22 protein-coding genes are annotated in these 16,872 nt (G+C 54.0%); 9 read left to right on the top strand and 13 right to left on the bottom strand.

All coding sequences use genetic code 11. From position 1 onward, the window contains the following. Positions 1-50 precede the first annotated feature (50 nt). Positions 51-680: a 23S rRNA (uridine(2552)-2'-O)-methyltransferase RlmE gene (gene rlmE / locus HVX72_RS02670; protein ID WP_042291855.1), complete on the bottom strand. Its 630-nt coding sequence runs from the start codon at positions 678-680 to the stop codon at positions 51-53. Positions 681-806: 126 nt separating this feature from the next. On the opposite strand from rlmE, the gene yhbY reads away from it, so the two are divergent. After that, positions 807-1,100 (top strand): ribosome assembly RNA-binding protein YhbY, encoded by a 294-nt coding sequence (gene yhbY / locus HVX72_RS02665; RefSeq protein WP_042292049.1) that lies wholly within the window; start codon positions 807-809, stop codon positions 1,098-1,100. A 155-nt stretch (positions 1,101-1,255) separates the two neighbouring features. On the opposite strand, the gene greA is transcribed toward yhbY, so the two are convergent. Then, positions 1,256-1,732 carry a transcription elongation factor GreA gene (greA, locus tag HVX72_RS02660; RefSeq protein ID WP_042291859.1) on the bottom strand — a complete coding sequence of 159 codons (477 nt, stop codon included), beginning with the start codon at positions 1,730-1,732 and terminating at the stop codon, positions 1,256-1,258. A gap of 245 nt (positions 1,733-1,977) precedes the next feature. Here greA and dacB point away from each other — a divergent pair, with 245 nt between their 5' ends. After that, the gene (gene dacB, locus HVX72_RS02655; protein WP_042291861.1) at positions 1,978-3,411 is read left to right on the top strand and encodes a serine-type D-Ala-D-Ala carboxypeptidase; all 1,434 of its coding nucleotides are present in this window, start codon (positions 1,978-1,980) and stop codon (positions 3,409-3,411) included. 55 nt (positions 3,412-3,466) lie between these two features. Here dacB and cgtA read toward each other — a convergent pair whose 3' ends face one another. The 4 genes from cgtA to rplU form a co-directional block, all read right to left on the bottom strand. Then, complete coding sequence (gene cgtA / locus HVX72_RS02650; RefSeq protein WP_042291862.1) at positions 3,467-4,639, bottom strand: Obg family GTPase CgtA; 1,173 nt, start codon at positions 4,637-4,639, stop codon at positions 3,467-3,469. Between the two features lie 15 nt (positions 4,640-4,654). After that, the gene (locus HVX72_RS02645; protein ID WP_060571061.1) at positions 4,655-5,620 is read right to left on the bottom strand and encodes a DMT family transporter; all 966 of its coding nucleotides are present in this window, start codon (positions 5,618-5,620) and stop codon (positions 4,655-4,657) included. Positions 5,621-5,747: 127 nt separating this feature from the next. Next, positions 5,748-6,005, bottom strand: coding sequence for a 50S ribosomal protein L27 (rpmA, locus tag HVX72_RS02640; RefSeq protein WP_042291867.1), 258 nt, complete (start codon positions 6,003-6,005; stop codon positions 5,748-5,750). Between the two features lie 19 nt (positions 6,006-6,024). Next, entirely contained in the window at positions 6,025-6,336 is a 312-nt protein-coding gene (gene rplU, locus HVX72_RS02635) for a 50S ribosomal protein L21 (RefSeq protein ID WP_000271401.1), read from the bottom strand. A 258-nt stretch (positions 6,337-6,594) separates the two neighbouring features. On the opposite strand from rplU, the gene ispB reads away from it, so the two are divergent. Together ispB and sfsB are read left to right on the top strand one after the other, a co-directional pair. After that, complete coding sequence (ispB, locus tag HVX72_RS02630) at positions 6,595-7,566, top strand: octaprenyl diphosphate synthase (RefSeq protein ID WP_042292051.1); 972 nt, start codon at positions 6,595-6,597, stop codon at positions 7,564-7,566. 236 nt (positions 7,567-7,802) lie between these two features. Beyond that, entirely contained in the window at positions 7,803-8,090 is a 288-nt protein-coding gene (sfsB, locus tag HVX72_RS02625; RefSeq protein WP_042291869.1) for a DNA-binding transcriptional regulator SfsB, read from the top strand. 65 nt (positions 8,091-8,155) lie between these two features. Here the strand turns inward: sfsB and murA are convergent, their stop codons facing one another. From murA to mlaF, 7 genes are all read right to left on the bottom strand, one after another. Beyond that, a complete protein-coding gene (gene murA / locus HVX72_RS02620; protein WP_042291871.1) occupies positions 8,156-9,415 on the bottom strand; it encodes a UDP-N-acetylglucosamine 1-carboxyvinyltransferase in 1,260 nt (419 codons plus the stop codon). A gap of 52 nt (positions 9,416-9,467) precedes the next feature. Further along, positions 9,468-9,722, bottom strand: a complete 255-nt coding sequence (ibaG, locus tag HVX72_RS02615) for a BolA family iron metabolism protein IbaG (protein ID WP_042291873.1) — start codon at positions 9,720-9,722, stop codon at positions 9,468-9,470. A 169-nt stretch (positions 9,723-9,891) separates the two neighbouring features. Beyond that, complete coding sequence (mlaB, locus tag HVX72_RS02610) at positions 9,892-10,188, bottom strand: lipid asymmetry maintenance protein MlaB (RefSeq protein ID WP_042291875.1); 297 nt, start codon at positions 10,186-10,188, stop codon at positions 9,892-9,894. Next, positions 10,188-10,823 (bottom strand): phospholipid-binding protein MlaC, encoded by a 636-nt coding sequence (gene mlaC / locus HVX72_RS02605; protein ID WP_042291878.1) that lies wholly within the window; start codon positions 10,821-10,823, stop codon positions 10,188-10,190. The genes mlaB and mlaC overlap by 1 nt, the downstream gene beginning before the upstream one ends. 18 nt (positions 10,824-10,841) lie before the next feature. Continuing rightward, positions 10,842-11,393 carry an outer membrane lipid asymmetry maintenance protein MlaD gene (gene mlaD / locus HVX72_RS02600; protein WP_042292053.1) on the bottom strand — a complete coding sequence of 184 codons (552 nt, stop codon included), beginning with the start codon at positions 11,391-11,393 and terminating at the stop codon, positions 10,842-10,844. Positions 11,394-11,397: 4 nt separating this feature from the next. After that, positions 11,398-12,180 carry a lipid asymmetry maintenance ABC transporter permease subunit MlaE gene (gene mlaE, locus HVX72_RS02595; RefSeq protein ID WP_042291881.1) on the bottom strand — a complete coding sequence of 261 codons (783 nt, stop codon included), beginning with the start codon at positions 12,178-12,180 and terminating at the stop codon, positions 11,398-11,400. 7 nt (positions 12,181-12,187) lie between these two features. After that, on the bottom strand, positions 12,188-13,000 hold the full coding sequence (gene mlaF, locus HVX72_RS02590; RefSeq protein ID WP_042291883.1) for a phospholipid ABC transporter ATP-binding protein MlaF: 813 nt from the start codon (positions 12,998-13,000) through the stop codon (positions 12,188-12,190). 207 nt (positions 13,001-13,207) lie between these two features. Between mlaF and HVX72_RS02585 the strand changes: the two genes are divergently transcribed. Genes HVX72_RS02585 through lptA form a run of 5 tightly spaced genes read left to right on the top strand, consistent with a single transcriptional unit; the run spans position 13,208 to position 16,866 of the window. Then, positions 13,208-14,185, top strand: coding sequence for a calcium/sodium antiporter (locus tag HVX72_RS02585; protein WP_042291885.1), 978 nt, complete (start codon positions 13,208-13,210; stop codon positions 14,183-14,185). Between the two features lie 13 nt (positions 14,186-14,198). Continuing rightward, on the top strand, positions 14,199-15,185 hold the full coding sequence (gene kdsD / locus HVX72_RS02580) for an arabinose-5-phosphate isomerase KdsD (RefSeq protein WP_042291887.1): 987 nt from the start codon (positions 14,199-14,201) through the stop codon (positions 15,183-15,185). Between the two features lie 19 nt (positions 15,186-15,204). Then, a complete protein-coding gene (gene kdsC / locus HVX72_RS02575) occupies positions 15,205-15,771 on the top strand; it encodes a 3-deoxy-manno-octulosonate-8-phosphatase KdsC (RefSeq protein ID WP_042291889.1) in 567 nt (188 codons plus the stop codon). After that, entirely contained in the window at positions 15,768-16,343 is a 576-nt protein-coding gene (gene lptC / locus HVX72_RS02570; protein WP_042291892.1) for an LPS export ABC transporter periplasmic protein LptC, read from the top strand. The genes kdsC and lptC overlap by 4 nt, the downstream gene beginning before the upstream one ends. Next, on the top strand, positions 16,312-16,866 hold the full coding sequence (gene lptA / locus HVX72_RS02565) for a lipopolysaccharide ABC transporter substrate-binding protein LptA (RefSeq protein WP_042291895.1): 555 nt from the start codon (positions 16,312-16,314) through the stop codon (positions 16,864-16,866). The genes lptC and lptA overlap by 32 nt, the downstream gene beginning before the upstream one ends. The last annotated feature ends 6 nt before the right edge of the window (positions 16,867-16,872 follow it).

The following is a 16,872-nucleotide window of genomic DNA, read 5'->3' as shown; positions in this document are numbered from 1 at the left end:
AGGATACTCTATATCCAGCGTCTTTCAAACTTTCGTCTGAAATCGACCAGTTATGGTTTACGCCCGGTCGCTACAATATACACTTCACGCGAACGTGCGCGAGAAGAGTCCGGCTTACGAACTTTCACCTTCGTAAACAGGGAGCGAATTTCCCTTAGGTACTCATCGAAACCTTCGCCCTGGAACACCTTCACTACAAAACTTCCACCCGGCGCTAGCACATCACGACACATTTCTAACGCCAGTTCCACCAGGTACATGGCGCGGGGGATGTCCACCGCCGGTGTTCCGCTCATGTTTGGTGCCATATCTGACATGACAACTTGTACTTTACTGTCACCCACGCGTTCCAGCAGCGCTTTCATCACTAGTTCATCACGAAAGTCGCCCTGAAGAAAGTCCACACCAACAATAGGATCCATAGGTAAAAGATCGCAAGCGATGATGCGGCCTTTGCCGCCAATTTGCGAGACCACATACTGTGACCAGCCCCCTGGCGCGGCACCGAGATCGACAACCGTCATTCCCGGCTTAAAGAGTTTGTCACTTTGCTGTATTTCATCAAGTTTAAACCAGGCACGGGAACGTAACCCCTTTTTCTGTGCCTCTTGAACATATTTATCGCTAAAGTGTTCCTGAAGCCAGCGACTCGAGCTGGCAGAACGCTTTTTACCTGTCATTTAACTTTCCCATCCGGGCAGAACATCGTTGCCATACGGCGTAAATTTCAACGCACTATTTGGTGATATATGGGAGATGGCGGTAGAATGACCCGTTTTCAATCCCAACGTAAGCAAAAATATACGATGAATCTGAGTACTAAACAAAAACAGCACCTGAAAGGTCTGGCACATCCGCTCAAGCCGGTCGTTATGCTTGGCAATAATGGTTTGACCGAAGGGGTACTGGCCGAGATTGAACAAGCGTTAGAGCACCATGAACTTATCAAGGTGAAAATCGCATCAGAAGATCGCGAAACCAAAACCTTGATCGTGGACGCTATCGTGCGCGAAACCGGCGCCTGTAACGTACAGGTCATCGGTAAAATGCTGGTGCTTTATCGCCCAAGTAAAGAACGTAAAATCTCGCTGCCGCGCTAAGAATATCCTGACGTTGAACACAAATTCTGTGTAAAACGAGGGATTTTCCGCTGGCAGGAGAGCAAAATGCCACGCTCTGTTCGTTGATAAAAGGCCGCTATGCGGCCTTTTTCCTTTCTTTACAATACATCAACATCTTGAGTATTGGGAAATTCTTACAGGTATTCGACCCTGGTGATCTCATACTCCACTTCGCCGCCCGGCGTTTTGATGACCACAACGTCATCCTGCTCTTTGCCAATCAGACCGCGGGCAATCGGCGAATTCACCGAAATCAGGTTTTGTTTAAAGTCGGCCTCATCATCGCCCACGATGCGCCAGGTCTGCTCTTCATCGTTATCAAGATTCAGCACGGTGACCGTCGCACCGAAAACCACGCGACCGTTGTTAGGCATTTTTGTAACGTCGATCACCTGCGCATTCGACAGTTTCGCTTCGATATCTTTGATGCGGCCTTCGCAAAACCCTTGCTGCTCACGCGCGGCGTGATATTCCGCATTCTCTTTGAGATCGCCATGTTCACGCGCTTCAGCGATAGCGGCGATAATTTCAGGGCGGCGTACAGATTTCAGAAAATCCAGCTCTTCGCGCAGTTTTTCTGCGCCGCGTAAGGTCATCGGAATAGCTTGCATTTGTTATACCTCTTAAACATTCCTGTAGGGGGGCAATGGTCCACCCCGGCTGTTAAGCCTGCCCCGGTATGGCGTCATACCCGAGCCAGAAGCAAAAAAATACCGACCCGGGCAAAAACCCAGGTCAGCTACAATTCTCAATTTGATACTCATTTTACCCTGGAGTTCCCTATGGGTCATCGTTTACTTTCCAGGGCATTGCGCCGTAGTATGACGGCTTGTTTCCAGGTTGTTAGCGCGAGATTATGCGATTTTCCAGATTTATCATCGGATTGACCACCAGTATAGCGTTCAGCGTCCAGGCCGCGAACGTTGATGAGTACATCAACCAGCTTCCTGCCGGAGCCAATCTTGCCCTCATGGTGCAGAAGGTTGGCGCGCCGGCCCCCGCGATTGATTATCATAGTCAGCAAATGGCCCTACCTGCCAGCACGCAGAAAGTCATCACCGCGCTGGCGGCGCTGATACAGCTCGGCCCGGACTTCCGTTTTACGACAACGCTGGAGACCAAAGGCCAGGTCGATGGCGGCGTTTTGAAGGGTGACTTAGTGGCGCGATTCGGTGCCGATCCGACGTTAAAACGTCAGGATATTCGGAATATGGTCGCGAACCTGAAAAAATCAGGTGTCACGCAGATTACCGGAAATATCCTCATTGATACCTCGATTTTTGCCAGTCATGACAAAGCGCCGGGATGGCCGTGGAATGACATGACTCAATGCTTTAGCGCCCCGCCTGCGGCTGCGATTGTGGACCGAAACTGCTTCTCCATTTCGCTTTATAGCGCCCAGAAACCCAACGATTTGGCGTATATTCGCGTAGCGTCTTACTATCCTGTCACCTTCTTTAGCCAGGTGCGTACGCTCGCTCGCGGCTCCGCTGAGGCGCAATACTGTGAACTGGACGTGGTGCCTGGAGATTTAAACCGCTTCACATTAACCGGCTGCCTGCCGCAGCGTGCCGAACCGCTGCCATTAGCCTTCGCCATCCAGGATGGCGCCAGCTATGCCGGGGCAATTTTAAAAGCCGAGTTAAAACAAGCCGGTATCAGTTATGGCGGAACGTTATTACGCCAGACGCAGGTCAATGAACCGGGAACCATTGTTGCCAGCAAACAGTCCGCCCCGTTGCACGATCTGCTTAAGATTATGCTGAAAAAGTCGGACAACATGATTGCCGATACCGTCTTTCGCATGATTGGCCATGCCCGTTTCAACGTGCCGGGCACCTGGCGCGCCGGATCCGATGCGGTACGCCAGATCCTTCGTCAGCAGGCGGGCGTAGATATTGGCAATACCATTATCGCCGATGGTTCCGGTCTTTCTCGCCACAACCTGATAGCCCCTGCGACCATGATGCAGGTGCTGCAATATATCGCACAGCACGACAACGAGCTGAACTTCATCTCTATGCTTCCGCTGGCGGGTTATGACGGATCTCTGCAATACCGGGCGGGTCTGCATCAGGCGGGAGTGGATGGTAAGGTGTCGGCGAAAACCGGTTCGCTTCAGGGCGTTTATAACCTGGCAGGGTTCATCACTACCGCAAGCGGGCAGCGTATGGCATTCGTACAGTATCTGTCAGGCTATGCGGTTGCGCCAGCCGAGCAGCGTAACCGCCGAATTCCGCTGGTGCGTTTCGAAAGCCGGTTGTACAAGGATATTTATCAGAACAACTAGGCGGGCGGTAATGCCGGAGAAGCGAAGCGCCATCCGGCGCTTCGCATTACACAGGTTAACGCTTATAAATGAACTCAACGCCTTCTTCGTCGTCTTCGTCCCAGTCGTCATCCCAGTCATCTTCCGCTTCGTCTTCGACTTCCGCGAGCTGCTGGCGGTGGTAGTCATCCCACATGAATTCGACTTTTTCCGGCTGCTTCGCTTCTTCAGCCTGAACGATTGGGTTCTCGATGATAAAGGTCATCACATCCCAACAGAGATCTTTCACGCCCAGTTGGCTGGCGGCAGAGATGAGATAATATTTACCTTCCCAGCCCAACGCATCAGCGATCGCTTTCGCTTTCTCTTCCGCTTCGGCTTTATCCAGCAGATCGATCTTGTTGAACACTAACCAGCGCGGCTTGGACGCCAGATCCTGGCTGTACTTCTCCAGTTCGCCAATGATGATACGGGCGTTTTCCACCGGATCGGAACCGTCGATCGGATCGATGTCGATGAGATGCAGCAGAACACGGCAGCGCTCAAGGTGCTTCAGGAAGCGAATCCCCAACCCTGCGCCTTCAGAAGCGCCTTCAATCAGCCCCGGGATATCCGCGACCACAAAGCTCTTCTCATTATCCATACGCACCACGCCAAGGCTCGGCACCAGCGTGGTAAACGGATAATCCGCCACTTTTGGTTTCGCCGCCGATACTGCGCGGATAAAGGTCGATTTACCGGCGTTTGGCATACCGAGCATACCGACGTCAGCCAGCAGCATCAGCTCCAGTAACAGATCGCGCTTATCACCCGGCGTCCCCATGGTCTTCTGACGCGGGGTACGGTTTACGGAAGATTTAAAACGGGTATTCCCCAGACCGTGCCAGCCGCCTTTCGCCACCATCAGACGCTGACCGTGTTTGGTCATATCGCCCATGGTTTCGCCAGTGCCCTGATCGATCACGCGTGTGCCGACCGGCACTTTAATGGTGACATCTTTACCGCGTTTACCGGTACAGTCACGGCTGGCGCCATTCTGACCACGCTCCGCGCGGAAGGATTTCTCAAAACGGTAGTCGATCAGGGTGTTAAGGTTTTCGTCCGCTTCCAGCCAGACGTCACCGCCGTCACCGCCATCGCCGCCGTCCGGGCCGCCTTTCGGGATGTATTTTTCGCGACGGAAGCTGACACAACCGTTACCACCATCGCCTGCAACGACCAGAATCGTTGCTTCATCAACAAACTTCATTTTACTCTCCGTAAATCATTCGCCTGAGCGGGGTTGCGATACCACCGGTTCATGCTTGCGTAATCCGCCCCAAATTCGATGACCAATGGCGGAGTACATCGCGCCCGCAACCACGACAAACGCACCGAGATAACCTAAAAGGTTTAACATCGGTCTGGCGAAGAAATCGGGCCAGGCCACAGATAAAAGATCTGAAAATAACAAGGTAAACAGCGGGGTAAGCGTGATTAACGCGCTCACCTGCGCCGCTTGCCAGCGCGCCATCGCTTCCGCCAGGGCGCCATATCCTACCAGCGTATTCAGCCCGCAGAAAATCAAACAGGCAAGCTGCCAGTCGCTGAGCTGCGCGATCACCCCTGGCTTCGCCAGCGGCAATAGCGCTATCGTACATAAAGTGTACAGTAAAAACAGGATCTGCGGTGACGCCAGACGCCGCAATAATACTTTTTGCGCAACGCCATAACTCACCCAGACCATCGCCGCGCCAACGCCAAAAATGACGCCCCAGGTGTAATCGGTCAGTTTGGTAAAGATTTCGACCAGGCTGGTGTTGAAGAACATCACCAGCCCACTCAGCAGCATCATTGCGCCGATGATCTGCGTGCCGCGCATTTTCTCTTTGAGAATAAATACGCTGGCAACCATCATACCAACCGGCGACAGTTGCCCAATAACCTGCGAGGCTGTCGGGCTAAGATATTGCAGGGAAGAGCTGAACAAAATGAAATTACCAAAAAGCCCGCCGGTGGCAATCGCCAACAGCACCAACCAGCGCGGCTTACGGAAAATTCGCAGCGGCGGCAGCTTGCGCTTCACCGCCAGGATCGCCCCCAGGCCAACGCTGGCCATTAAAAAACGGTAAAACACGACGGTAGGAGGTTCCATCACCTCCAGCACCTGCTTCATCGCAATTGGCAAAGCCCCCCAACACATCGCGGTGGTGAGCGCCAAAAGAATGCCAATGCCAGCCTGCTGCTTCATGCCCGTTTCCCTGCAAGGGCTCGTGAGCCGAAAAGGAACGGTTTCACGAGCATATTTACCGGTCGTCGAATGTAAAAAGCCCCGCAACAGGTGCGGGGCTTTAATCCGTTACCGGACCACGAAAAACTTACTCAGCAACGATGCTGATGTATTTACGGTTGTTCGGGCCTTTAACTTCAAATTTCACTTTACCGTCTGCTTTAGCAAACAGAGTGTGGTCACGACCGCAACCTACGTTAGCACCAGCGTGGAATTTGGTACCACGTTGACGAACGATGATGCTACCCGCCAGAACGGTTTCGCCACCGAAACGCTTAACGCCCAGGCGTTTAGCTTCTGAATCGCGACCGTTACGAGTGGAGCCGCCAGCCTTTTTATGTGCCATTTAAATCTCTCCTCAGGTCTTAGGCGCTGATGCCAGTAATTTTCACATCAGTGAACCACTGACGATGGCCCTGCTGCTTACGATAGTGTTTACGACGACGAAACTTAACGATTTTAACTTTCTCGCCACGACCGTGAGCAACAACTTCAGCTTTGATTACGCCGCCATCAACGAAAGGAACGCCGATTTTGACTTCTTCACCGTTTGCGATCATCAGAACTTCAGCGAACTCAACAGTTTCGCCAGTTGCGATGTCCAGCTTTTCCAGGCGAACGGTCTGACCTTCGCTTACTCGGTGTTGTTTACCACCACTTTGGAAAACCGCGTACATAAAAAACTCCGCTTCCGCGCACACCTTTTGAATGATTCAGAGTGCGCTATAAATATTCACAATAGGGCGCGAATATTACGCAAAACGTGAGCCTTTGACAAGTGCTACAGTCAATACATGAAGAAAAAAAACACAACGTGTATGGTAACGTTTATCTGCGGCGTTTTTTCAGTACAATCAGCATTTATTTCTAACCCTAAACCCTAAGTTACCTTGATGTACCGTCAGGTAAACAGGGCGAAAAGCCCGGCTTTTGCGATGAATTTAGAAAAAATCAACGAGTTAACCGCGCAAGATATGGCGGGTGTCAATGCGACAATCCTTGAACAGCTTAATTCCGACGTCCAGTTGATCAACCAGTTGGGCTATTACATTGTGAGCGGCGGCGGAAAACGTATCCGTCCGATGATTGCGGTACTCGCGGCGCGCGCCGTGGGTTATCAGGGAAATGCCCATGTCACTATCGCGGCGCTGATCGAGTTTATCCACACCGCCACCCTGCTTCACGACGATGTGGTGGACGAATCCGACATGCGTCGTGGCAAAGCCACCGCCAACGCCGCGTTTGGTAACGCCGCCAGCGTTCTGGTCGGCGACTTTATCTATACCCGCGCGTTTCAGATGATGACCAGCCTTGGCTCGCTGAAGGTACTGGAAGTGATGTCCGAAGCCGTTAACGTCATCGCAGAAGGCGAAGTGCTGCAGTTGATGAACGTTAACGACCCGGACATCACCGAAGAAAACTACATGCGCGTCATCTACAGCAAGACCGCGCGCCTGTTTGAAGCGGCGGCGCAATGCTCCGGTATCCTTGCGGGCTGTACTGGCGCGCAGGAAAAAGGGTTACAGGACTATGGCCGTTACCTCGGCACCGCTTTCCAGTTGATTGACGATTTGCTGGATTACAGCGCCGACGGCGAGCAACTTGGTAAAAACGTGGGTGATGATCTGAACGAAGGCAAGCCAACCCTTCCCCTGCTGCATGCGATGCGTCACGGTACGCCTGAACAAGCGCAAATGATTCGCACCGCCATTGAACAAGGAAACGGCCGACATCTTCTGGAACCGGTTCTGGATGCGATGAACGCCTGCGGCTCGCTGGAATGGACACGCCAGCGCGCGGAAGAAGAAGCGGATAAGGCCATCGCCGCCCTGCAGATCCTACCGGACACGCCGTGGCGCGACGCGCTGATTGGCCTCGCGCATATCGCCGTCCAGCGCGACCGTTAAACACATCCTCTCCATCCCGTATCGCGCGGGATGGATTCATATAAATTCCAGTAAATTTCTTTAATTAATTTGCTCATCCATAAACCCCTTGCAATAGCTGTAATAACTCCTGGCATATTCTGAATATTCGCTCTCTTTACATGAACTTTTTAGAACATTTGTTCTTTCGGCGTATAGTGTGTTTCTCAGGTTTATTGTTCAAAATTCCCATGAACAAGTTAAGGAGCGAGGGAAAAATGGAGAGCAAACTGATCGACTGGCATCCCGCTGATATCATCGCGGGATTACGCAAAAGAGGGACATCAATGGCGGCTGAATCGCGCAGAAACGGATTAAGTTCTTCGACGCTGGCCAATGCCTTAACCCGACCGTGGCCGAAAGGCGAACTGATTATTGCCAAAGCGCTGGGAACGGAACCGTGGGTGATCTGGCCGTCGCGCTATCACGACGCCAAAACGCATGAATTCATCGACAGAACGCGCCTGATGAGAGCGTCGCGTCGGGAGAAGCCAGGCACCGAGTGACACGGCAGAACGGTAGCCCCTTTCGCGATGGGGCTACCTGTTTATTCGTGACGAATGCGTCCGAATTACTCGCCTTTTACGCGCTCGATGTTTGCGCCCAGCGCACGCAGTTTATCTTCAATGCGCTCGTAACCGCGATCGATATGATAAATACGATCAACCACTGTGGTTCCTTCTGCAATACATCCTGCCAGCACGAGGCTTGCAGAAGCACGCAGGTCGGTTGCCATCACCTGGGCGCCGGAAAGTTTATCGACGCCGTGGCAAATCACGGTATTGCTTTCGATTTCCGCATGCGCGCCCATGCGACTCAGCTCCGGCACATGCATAAAACGGTTTTCAAACACGGTTTCAGTAATGAAGCCCGTGCCTTCCGCCACCAGGTTCAGCAGCGTAAACTGCGCCTGCATATCGGTCGGGAACGCCGGATGCGGCGCCGTACGCACGTTTACCGCTTTCGGGCGTTTGCCATGCATGTCGAGGCTGATCCAGTCTTCGCCCACTTCGATGTCCGCACCGGCGTCGCGCAGCTTCGCCAATACGGCGTCCAGCGTATCCGGCTGCGCGTTGCGGCAGATGATCTTACCGCGGGAGATAGCCGCCGCGACCAGGAAGGTGCCGGTTTCGATACGGTCCGGCAGTACGCGGTACACGCCGCCGCCCAGACGTTCAACGCCTTCGATCGTAATCCGATCGGTCCCCTGACCGGAGATCTTCGCCCCCAGCGTCACCAGGAAATTCGCCGTATCGACAATTTCCGGCTCACGCGCGGCGTTTTCAATAATGGTGGTGCCTTCCGCAAGAGTCGCTGCGCACATGATGGTGACCGTCGCGCCAACGCTGACTTTATCCATCACGATATGCGCGCCTTTCAGTCGTCCGTCGACAGAGGCCTTCACATAACCTTCTTCCAGCTTAATGGTCGCACCCAGTTGCTCAAGACCGGTGATATGCAGGTCAACCGGACGTGCGCCGATAGTACAGCCGCCCGGCAGCGAAACCTGGCCCTGACCAAAACGGGCGACCAGCGGACCCAGCGCCCAGATCGACGCGCGCATGGTTTTCACCAAATCATACGGCGCGCAGAATACGTTGACGTCGCGCGCATCAATGTGCACAGAGCCGTTACGCGTCACTTTGGCGCCAAGCTGGCTCAGCAGCTTCATGGACGTATCCACATCTTTCAGTTTCGGGACGTTCTGGATCTCGACCGGTTCTTCCGCCAGCAGCGCCGCAAAGAGGATCGGCAGTGCGGCGTTTTTTGCACCTGAAATGGTGACTTCGCCCTGGAGCTTCGTTGGCCCCTGTACACGAAATTTATCCATGATGTTGTTCTCAGTTAAAATTCATCGTCGCTACCGGTATTTCTCCCGTAGCTCAAAAACCGTTAAGTTTGCGATCGCGCGCCCACTCTGCGGGGGTATACGCTTTGATGGACAGAGCATGAATGCGGTTGTCCGCAATATACTCCATCAGCGGGGCATAGATGGTCTGCTGTTTCTTCACCCGGCTCATACCGTCAAACATCTCACCCACGGCAATAACCTGAAAGTGACTGCCATCGCCGGAGACGTGGACTTCCTGGAGGGAGAGTGCGTTCATCAGCACGCTCTGGATTTCATTATTTTCCATGGGCTCTATATTCGTCAGATAGTGAAAACAGCCCAACATCTTAGAGCAAAGTTGCGCTGTCATAAATAAGCAAAAGGGCGATCAACGTAAAGTTGCCTGATGGTGACGCTAACGCGGTGATCAGAACGACAGGAAAAGGCCGGATAGCCAGTAAGCTACCCGGCGCAAATTACAGGCGAGGAAGAACGTCCTCAGGCAGATTATACAGCTGCGCCAGGGTGTAAACTTTATCGTTCACCCCCTGCAACGAAACACGGGTGCCCTGCTTTTTTGCCTGATCGATAAGATGGAGCAGCAGCGCCAGCCCACCGGTATCGACGCGGGAAATCTGGCTCAGGTCGATACAGGTGACGCCTTGCATTGCCTCAACGCGCGCATCCCATAGCGGATTTACCACGTCCTGATCCAGCTCTCCCATCAGCGCCAGCGTATCGCCTTTACGCGTCCAACTGAGTGACTGCGTCATTACTTCTTCTCATCCAGCGTGATTTTCTGCTGTGCGATAGATTTCAGTTGCGCGGTCAGGCCGTCGATCCCTTTGGTTCGCAGCAGGTCGCTCCACTCGTTTTGTTTAGTGGTGATCATGCTGACGCCTTCGGCGATCATGTCATAGGCCTGCCAGTTGCCCGTCTGGGTGTTTTTACGCCACTGAAAGTCGAGGCGCACCGGCGGGCGACCGTTAGGATCGATAATGGTGACGCGGATCGGCACGATCGTCGCATCGCCCAGCGGTTGTTCAGGCGCAATCTGGTAAGTCTGACCGTGGTACATCGCCAGCGCCTGTCCGTAAGCCTGCTTCAGGTATTCACGGAACGCAGCGAAATAGGCTTCGCGCTGCGCGGGGGTCGCTTCTTTGTAGTAACGGCCCAGCACCAGCGCGCCCGCATATTTCACCTGCACATACGGCAGCAGTTCCTGATCGACGACGTCGCGCAGGTAGTCCGGATTCGAACGGATTTTCGGCTGTTCATTTTTCAGTCTGTCGAACGTTTTTTGCGCCGCTTCGTTCATCAGCTTGTACGGGTTAGTTTGATCGGCTGCAGTGGCGGCGGTCAGTGGTGCAATCACCAGCAGAGCCACCATCATCAATCGTTTAAACATATGTCGAATCTCCTGAGATTAATTCGTTGTGCCCGCAGGCCCGTTAGCGTCATTATTGCCTTCGGCCGGCGCTGGCGCATCGCCAGAATTCTTATTGTCATCCCCCTTACTGTTGTAAAGGAACTGACCAATCATATCTTCCAGCACCATCGCGGATTTAGTGTCCTGAATCGTGCCGCCATCTTTGAGGATAGACGTTCCCAGCTCCGGGTCCTCAAAACCGACGTTCAGCGCCAGATATTGTTCGCCCAGCAAACCGGAGGTCCGGATGCTCAACGAGCTGGTGTCAGGAATGTGGTTATAACGTTCTTCGATATCCAGCGTGACGCGCGGTAAATAAGTTTTCGGATCTAACGAAATATCCGCGACGCGTCCCACGACCACCCCGCCAATGCGCACCGGCGAGCGCACTTTCAGGCCGCCGATATTATCGAAGGTCGCATAAATCGTGTAGGTCGGCTCTGTGCGCATCGACGTTACGTTTGCCGCTTTCAGGCAGACAAACAGCGCCGCCAGCAGCGCCGCTAATAAGAAAATCCCCACCCAAATTTCATTTTTTTTCGTTTGCATGAACTCAATTCCCAAACATCAAAGCGGTCAGCACAAAATCCAGGCCCAGAACGGCCAGCGACGAGTGCACAACGGTGCGTGTGGTCGCCCGGCTGATCCCTGCCGAGGTCGGGATCGCATCATATCCATTGAATAATGCAATCCATGTTACGGTGATGGCGAACACCACGCTTTTAATCAAACAGTTCACCAGGTCGAGACGCCAGTCGACGGCGTTTTGCATCGCCGACCAGAAGAATCCCGGGTCGATTCCTTTCCAGCTTACGCCGACCAGGGAGCCGCCCCAGATACCGACCGCGACAAACAGAATGGTTAGCAGCGGCAGCGAAATCACGCCAGCCCAGAAGCGCGGCGAAATCACCCGGCGTAGCGGATCAACGGCCATCATTTCCATACTGGACAGCTGCTCGGTGGCGCGCATCAGACCGATTTCCGCGGTTAACGCGGAACCCGCGCGTCCGGCAAACAGCAGCGCCGCGACAACCGGGCCAAGCTCACGCAGCAGCGACAGCGCCACCAGCATGCCAAGGCTGGTTTCCGCGCTGTAGGTAGTGAGCACCAGATACCCCTGTAGCCCCAGCACCATGCCGATAAACACGCCCGACACCAGAATGATAAGCATCGACAGGACGCCGACATTATAGAGTTGGCGCACCAACAGCGGCGCATGTTTACGAAATTCCGGTTTGCCGACCAGCGCATTGAATAACATTAACCCGGCGCGCCCAAACGAGCTGACGGTTTTGATACCTTTGTGTCCCAGCGTCGCCAGTGCATTTAACAGCATGTGTGGCTTAACTCCCTGTTCCGAGTAGATCAGAATGATAATCGCCCGCCGGATAGCGGAACGGGACCGGCCCGTCGGCAATACCGTCCAGGAATTGACGGACGCGCGGATCGGCGTTCTCCTGCAGTCCTTGCGCGCTACCGTGGGCGACAATTTTCTTGTCCGCCATGATCCAGGCGTGATCGGCAATGCTCAGGACTTCAGGCACATCGTGAGAAACCACCACGCAGGTGACGCCCAGCGCGCTGTTTAATTCAGAGATCAATTTAACCAGTACACCCATCGTGATGGGGTCCTGCCCCACGAACGGTTCATCGAACATGATAAGGTCCGGTTCCAGCGCGATAGCGCGCGCCAGCGCGGCGCGACGGGCCATTCCGCCGGAGAGTTCGGACGGCATCAGTCTGGCCGCCCCGCGCAGACCGACCGCTTCGAGCTTCATCATGACTGTACTTTTCAGTAACGGCGCGGGCAGCGTGGTATGTTCGCGCAGCGGATAGGCGACATTATCGAAAACGTTCATGTCGGTAAAGAGCGCGCCCGACTGAAACAGCATACTCATCCGTTTACGTACCGTGTAGAGCCGCGAACGCGACATGGCGGGAATATTCTCGCCATCAAACAGGATCTCGCCCTTGTCTGGGGAAATTTGACCGCCGATCAGGCGCAGGAGCGTCGTTTTACCGATGCCCGATGGTCCCATGATCGCGGTGATCTTTCCACGCGGCACCGTCAGGGAGATATTATCGAAGATGCAGCGGTCGCCACGCGTAAAGCTGACGTCGCGCATATCGACTAAATTCGCCGCAGACTCACCCATTCATTCATCCTTTGTATTACGTGTTGATCAAAGCATGGCGTTGAATGGCGCCATGAACCCAACATATTTACAGAATATTACCTGCCCTGGTTAGCTAAAGCTGGCATTTGTTTTACTTTTTAGCCGCATAAAGTCAAAATTAAGACTTCGTTACGGTTTCCAGAGGATCCCGGTGACCGGCGAGTATACCTGAAGAAAGGACTTTAGATGCTTTTAGCAACGGCGCTGTTAATTATTGGTTTACTTCTGGTCGTCTACGGCGCCGACCGTCTGGTGTTCGCCGCGTCTATTTTATGCCGAACGTTGGGGGTCCCGCCGCTGATCATCGGCATGACGGTGGTCAGTATCGGCACGTCGTTGCCAGAGATCATCGTTTCGCTCGCCGCCTCCCTGCACGGGCAGCTGGATCTCGCCGTTGGCACCGCGATCGGATCCAATATCACCAATATCCTGTTGATTCTGGGGCTTGCCGCGCTGATCCACCCCTTTACCGTGCATTCCGATATTCTGCGTCGCGAATTACCGTTAATGTTGCTGGTCAGCGTAGTGGCCGGTTCCGTACTTTACGACGGTCAGCTAAGCCGTAGCGATGGCATATTTTTGCTGTTGTTAGCGGTGTTATGGCTGCTGTTCATTGTTAAAATCGCCCGTCTGGCCGAACGCCAGGGCAATGACAGCCTCACCCGCGAACAACTGGCGGAGCTACCGCGCGAAGGCGGGCTGCCGGTGGCGTTTTTATGGCTGGGCATCGCGCTTATCATAATGCCGATGGCCACTCGCATGGTGGTTGATAACGCCACCGTTATTGCCAATTACTTTGCGATGAGCGAACTGACCATCGGCCTGACGGTTATCGCTATCGGCACCAGCCTGCCGGAGTTGGCGACCGCGATTGCCGGCGTGCGTAAAGGTGAGAACGATATCGCGGTAGGCAATATTATTGGGGCGAACATTTTTAATCTCGCTCTGGTCCTTGGCCTGCCCGCGCTGCTGACGCCCGGCGAGGTCAACCCGCTGGCGTTTAGCCGCGATTACAGCGTGATGCTACTGGTAAGCGTCATCTTCGCATTACTCTGCTGGCGGCGCCCCCGCCAGTCCGGTCGCGGCGCGGGCGTACTGCTGACCGGCGGTTTTATCATATGGCTGGCGATGTTGTATTGGCTGTCGCCGCTCCTTGTTGGATAACTGGAAACAGATTATGTCGCACTTAGCGTTACAACCGGGTTTTGACTTTCAGCAGGCCGGTAAAGAGGTCCTGGCGATTGAACGTGAAGGCCTGGCGGAGCTTGATCAGTACATCAATCAGGACTTCACCCTCGCCTGTGAGAAGATGTTCAACTGCACTGGCAAAGTGGTAGTCATGGGCATGGGAAAATCGGGGCATATCGGACGCAAAATGGCCGCGACGTTCGCCAGCACCGGCACGTCCTCCTTTTTTGTGCATCCGGGTGAAGCCGCCCATGGCGATCTCGGCATGGTAACCTCGCAGGATGTGGTGATTGCCATCTCCAACTCCGGCGAATCCAGCGAGATTGCCGCGTTAATTCCTGTACTCAAACGCCTCCAGGTGCAGCTTATCTGTATCACTGGCCGGCCAGAAAGCAGCATGGCGCGTGCCGCGGATGTGCATCTGTGTGTTAAAGTACCGAAAGAGGCCTGCCCGTTGGGGCTGGCGCCGACCAGCAGCACCACGGCCACATTAGTCATGGGCGATGCGCTGGCGGTGGCATTGTTAAAAGCGCGCGGGTTTACCGCCGAGGATTTCGCGTTGTCTCATCCGGGCGGCGCGCTGGGGCGTAAACTTTTACTGCGCGTTAACGATATTATGCATACCGGGGATGAAATCCCCCATGTACGCAAAGACGCCAGCCTGCGCGAGGCATTGCTGGAAATCACCCGTAAAAATCTCGGTATGACCGTGATTTGCGACGATGCGATGAAGATCGACGGTATCTTCACCGACGGCGATTTACGTCGCGTCTTTGATATGGGCGTTGACGTACGCCAGTTAGGTATCGCCGACGTGATGACGCCGGGCGGTATCCGCGTGCGTCCCGGGATTCTGGCGGTCGATGCGCTGAACTTAATGCAGTCCCGCCATATCACCTCAGTAATGGTTGCCGATGGCGACCAGTTACTCGGTGTGTTACATATGCATGATCTCCTGCGTGCAGGCGTTGTGTAGCAATTCAAGGATAAAAGAAATGAGTAAAGCAGGTGCGTCGCTTGCGACCTGTTATGGCCCCGTTAGCGCTGAAGTCATCGCCAAAGCAGAGAACATTCGGCTGCTGATTCTTGACGTCGACGGCGTGCTGTCGGATGGGCTGATTTACATGGGTAACAACGGTGAAGAGCTAAAAGCCTTTAACGTACGCGACGGTTACGGCATCCGCTGTGCGCTGACGTCTGATATCGACGTTGCCATTATTACCGGGCGAAAGGCTAAACTGGTAGAAGATCGCTGCGCCACCCTGGGGATCACCCATCTGTATCAGGGCCAGTCTGACAAGCTGCTGGCGTTTCACGATCTGCTGGATAAGCTTGCGATTGCTCCGGAAAACGTGGCGTACGTCGGCGATGACCTGATCGACTGGCCAGTGATGGAAAAAATCGGCCTGAGCGTCGCGGTCGCGGATGCGCATCCGTTACTGATTCCGCGCGCGGATTACGTCACGAAAATCGCTGGCGGACGCGGTGCGGTACGGGAAGTGTGCGATTTACTCCTGCTGGCGCAGGGTAAGCTTGATGAGGCCAAAGGGCAATCGATATGAGTAAAGCCAGACGTTGGGTTATCATTCTACTGTCGTTGGCCGTGCTGGTGCTGATTGGTATTAATCTGGCCGATAAAGACGATACCGCGCAGGTGGTGGTGAACACGAGCGATCCCACTTATAAGAGCGAGCATACCGATACCGTCGTGTACAGCCCGGAAGGCGCGCTGAGCTATCGTTTAATTGCGCAGAACGTTGAGTATTTCTCGGATGAAGCCATTTCGTGGTTTACTCAACCGGTATTAACCACCTTTGATAAGGACAAGGTCCCTACGTGGTCAATCAAGGCGGATAAAGCCAAGCTGACCGACGATCGGATGCTGTATCTGTATGGTCACGTTGAAGTCAACGCGCTGGTGCCTGACGCTCAACTTCGCAAAATTACCACCGATAACGCGCAGATCAACCTCGTGACGCAGGATGTCACGTCTGAGGATCTTGTCACGTTATACGGAACAACATTTAACTCCAGCGGACTGAAAATGCGCGGCAACTTACGCAGCAAGAACGCCGAGCTGATTGAAAAGGTTAGAACCTCCTATGAAATTCAAAACAAACAAACTCAGCCTTAATCTTGTGCTTGCCAGCGCCCTTCTGGCCGCCAGCATTCCAGCGTTCGCCGTCACCGGCGATACCGAGCAGCCGATCCATATCGAGTCGGACCAGCAGTCTCTGGATATGCAAGGTAACGTCGTCACCTTCACCGGCAATGTCGTCGTGACCCAGGGCACCATTAAAATCAACGCCGATAAAGTTGTCGTGACCCGCCCGGGCGGCGAAGAAGGCAAAGAGGTCATTGACGGCTTCGGCAACCCGGCCACTTTCTATCAAATGCAGGACAACGGGAAGCCGGTCAAAGGCCACGCCTCGAAGATGCACTACGAGCTGGCGAAAGACTTCGTCGTGCTTACCGGCAATGCTTACCTGGAACAGCTCGACAGTAACATCACCGGCGACAAGATTACCTATCTGGTGAAAGAGCAAAAAATGCAGGCGTTCAGCGAGAAAGGCAAGCGCGTGACCACCGTTCTGGTACCGTCCCAGCTGCAGGACAAAAATAAAGACCAGGCTCCGGCTCAGAAAAAGAGTAACTAATTCGTT

This window comes from Citrobacter sp. RHB21-C05, from assembly GCF_013889015.1.
Lineage (GTDB): Bacteria > Pseudomonadota > Gammaproteobacteria > Enterobacterales > Enterobacteriaceae > Citrobacter_A > Citrobacter_A sedlakii.
This window is presented reverse-complemented; position numbering and strand designations above follow the sequence as displayed.

Coding starts and splice junctions, on each gene's coding strand:
- murA (WP_042291871.1), bottom strand. CDS start 9,415: ATGGATAAATTTCGTGTACAGGGGCCAACGAAGCTCCAGGGCGAAGTC.
- dacB (WP_042291861.1), top strand. CDS start 1,978: ATGCGATTTTCCAGATTTATCATCGGATTGACCACCAGTATAGCGTTC.
- kdsC (WP_042291889.1), top strand. CDS start 15,205: ATGAGTAAAGCAGGTGCGTCGCTTGCGACCTGTTATGGCCCCGTTAGC.
- mlaC (WP_042291878.1), bottom strand. CDS start 10,823: ATGTTTAAACGATTGATGATGGTGGCTCTGCTGGTGATTGCACCACTG.
- rlmE (WP_042291855.1), bottom strand. CDS start 680: ATGACAGGTAAAAAGCGTTCTGCCAGCTCGAGTCGCTGGCTTCAGGAA.
- HVX72_RS02645 (WP_060571061.1), bottom strand. CDS start 5,620: ATGAAGCAGCAGGCTGGCATTGGCATTCTTTTGGCGCTCACCACCGCG.
- mlaD (WP_042292053.1), bottom strand. CDS start 11,393: ATGCAAACGAAAAAAAATGAAATTTGGGTGGGGATTTTCTTATTAGCG.
- sfsB (WP_042291869.1), top strand. CDS start 7,803: ATGGAGAGCAAACTGATCGACTGGCATCCCGCTGATATCATCGCGGGA.
- mlaF (WP_042291883.1), bottom strand. CDS start 13,000: ATGGGTGAGTCTGCGGCGAATTTAGTCGATATGCGCGACGTCAGCTTT.
- ispB (WP_042292051.1), top strand. CDS start 6,595: ATGAATTTAGAAAAAATCAACGAGTTAACCGCGCAAGATATGGCGGGT.
- mlaE (WP_042291881.1), bottom strand. CDS start 12,180: ATGCTGTTAAATGCACTGGCGACGCTGGGACACAAAGGTATCAAAACC.
- lptC (WP_042291892.1), top strand. CDS start 15,768: ATGAGTAAAGCCAGACGTTGGGTTATCATTCTACTGTCGTTGGCCGTG.
- lptA (WP_042291895.1), top strand. CDS start 16,312: ATGAAATTCAAAACAAACAAACTCAGCCTTAATCTTGTGCTTGCCAGC.
- greA (WP_042291859.1), bottom strand. CDS start 1,732: ATGCAAGCTATTCCGATGACCTTACGCGGCGCAGAAAAACTGCGCGAA.
- HVX72_RS02585 (WP_042291885.1), top strand. CDS start 13,208: ATGCTTTTAGCAACGGCGCTGTTAATTATTGGTTTACTTCTGGTCGTC.
- rpmA (WP_042291867.1), bottom strand. CDS start 6,005: ATGGCACATAAAAAGGCTGGCGGCTCCACTCGTAACGGTCGCGATTCA.
- cgtA (WP_042291862.1), bottom strand. CDS start 4,639: ATGAAGTTTGTTGATGAAGCAACGATTCTGGTCGTTGCAGGCGATGGT.
- rplU (WP_000271401.1), bottom strand. CDS start 6,336: ATGTACGCGGTTTTCCAAAGTGGTGGTAAACAACACCGAGTAAGCGAA.
- ibaG (WP_042291873.1), bottom strand. CDS start 9,722: ATGGAAAATAATGAAATCCAGAGCGTGCTGATGAACGCACTCTCCCTC.
- mlaB (WP_042291875.1), bottom strand. CDS start 10,188: ATGACGCAGTCACTCAGTTGGACGCGTAAAGGCGATACGCTGGCGCTG.
- yhbY (WP_042292049.1), top strand. CDS start 807: ATGAATCTGAGTACTAAACAAAAACAGCACCTGAAAGGTCTGGCACAT.
- kdsD (WP_042291887.1), top strand. CDS start 14,199: ATGTCGCACTTAGCGTTACAACCGGGTTTTGACTTTCAGCAGGCCGGT.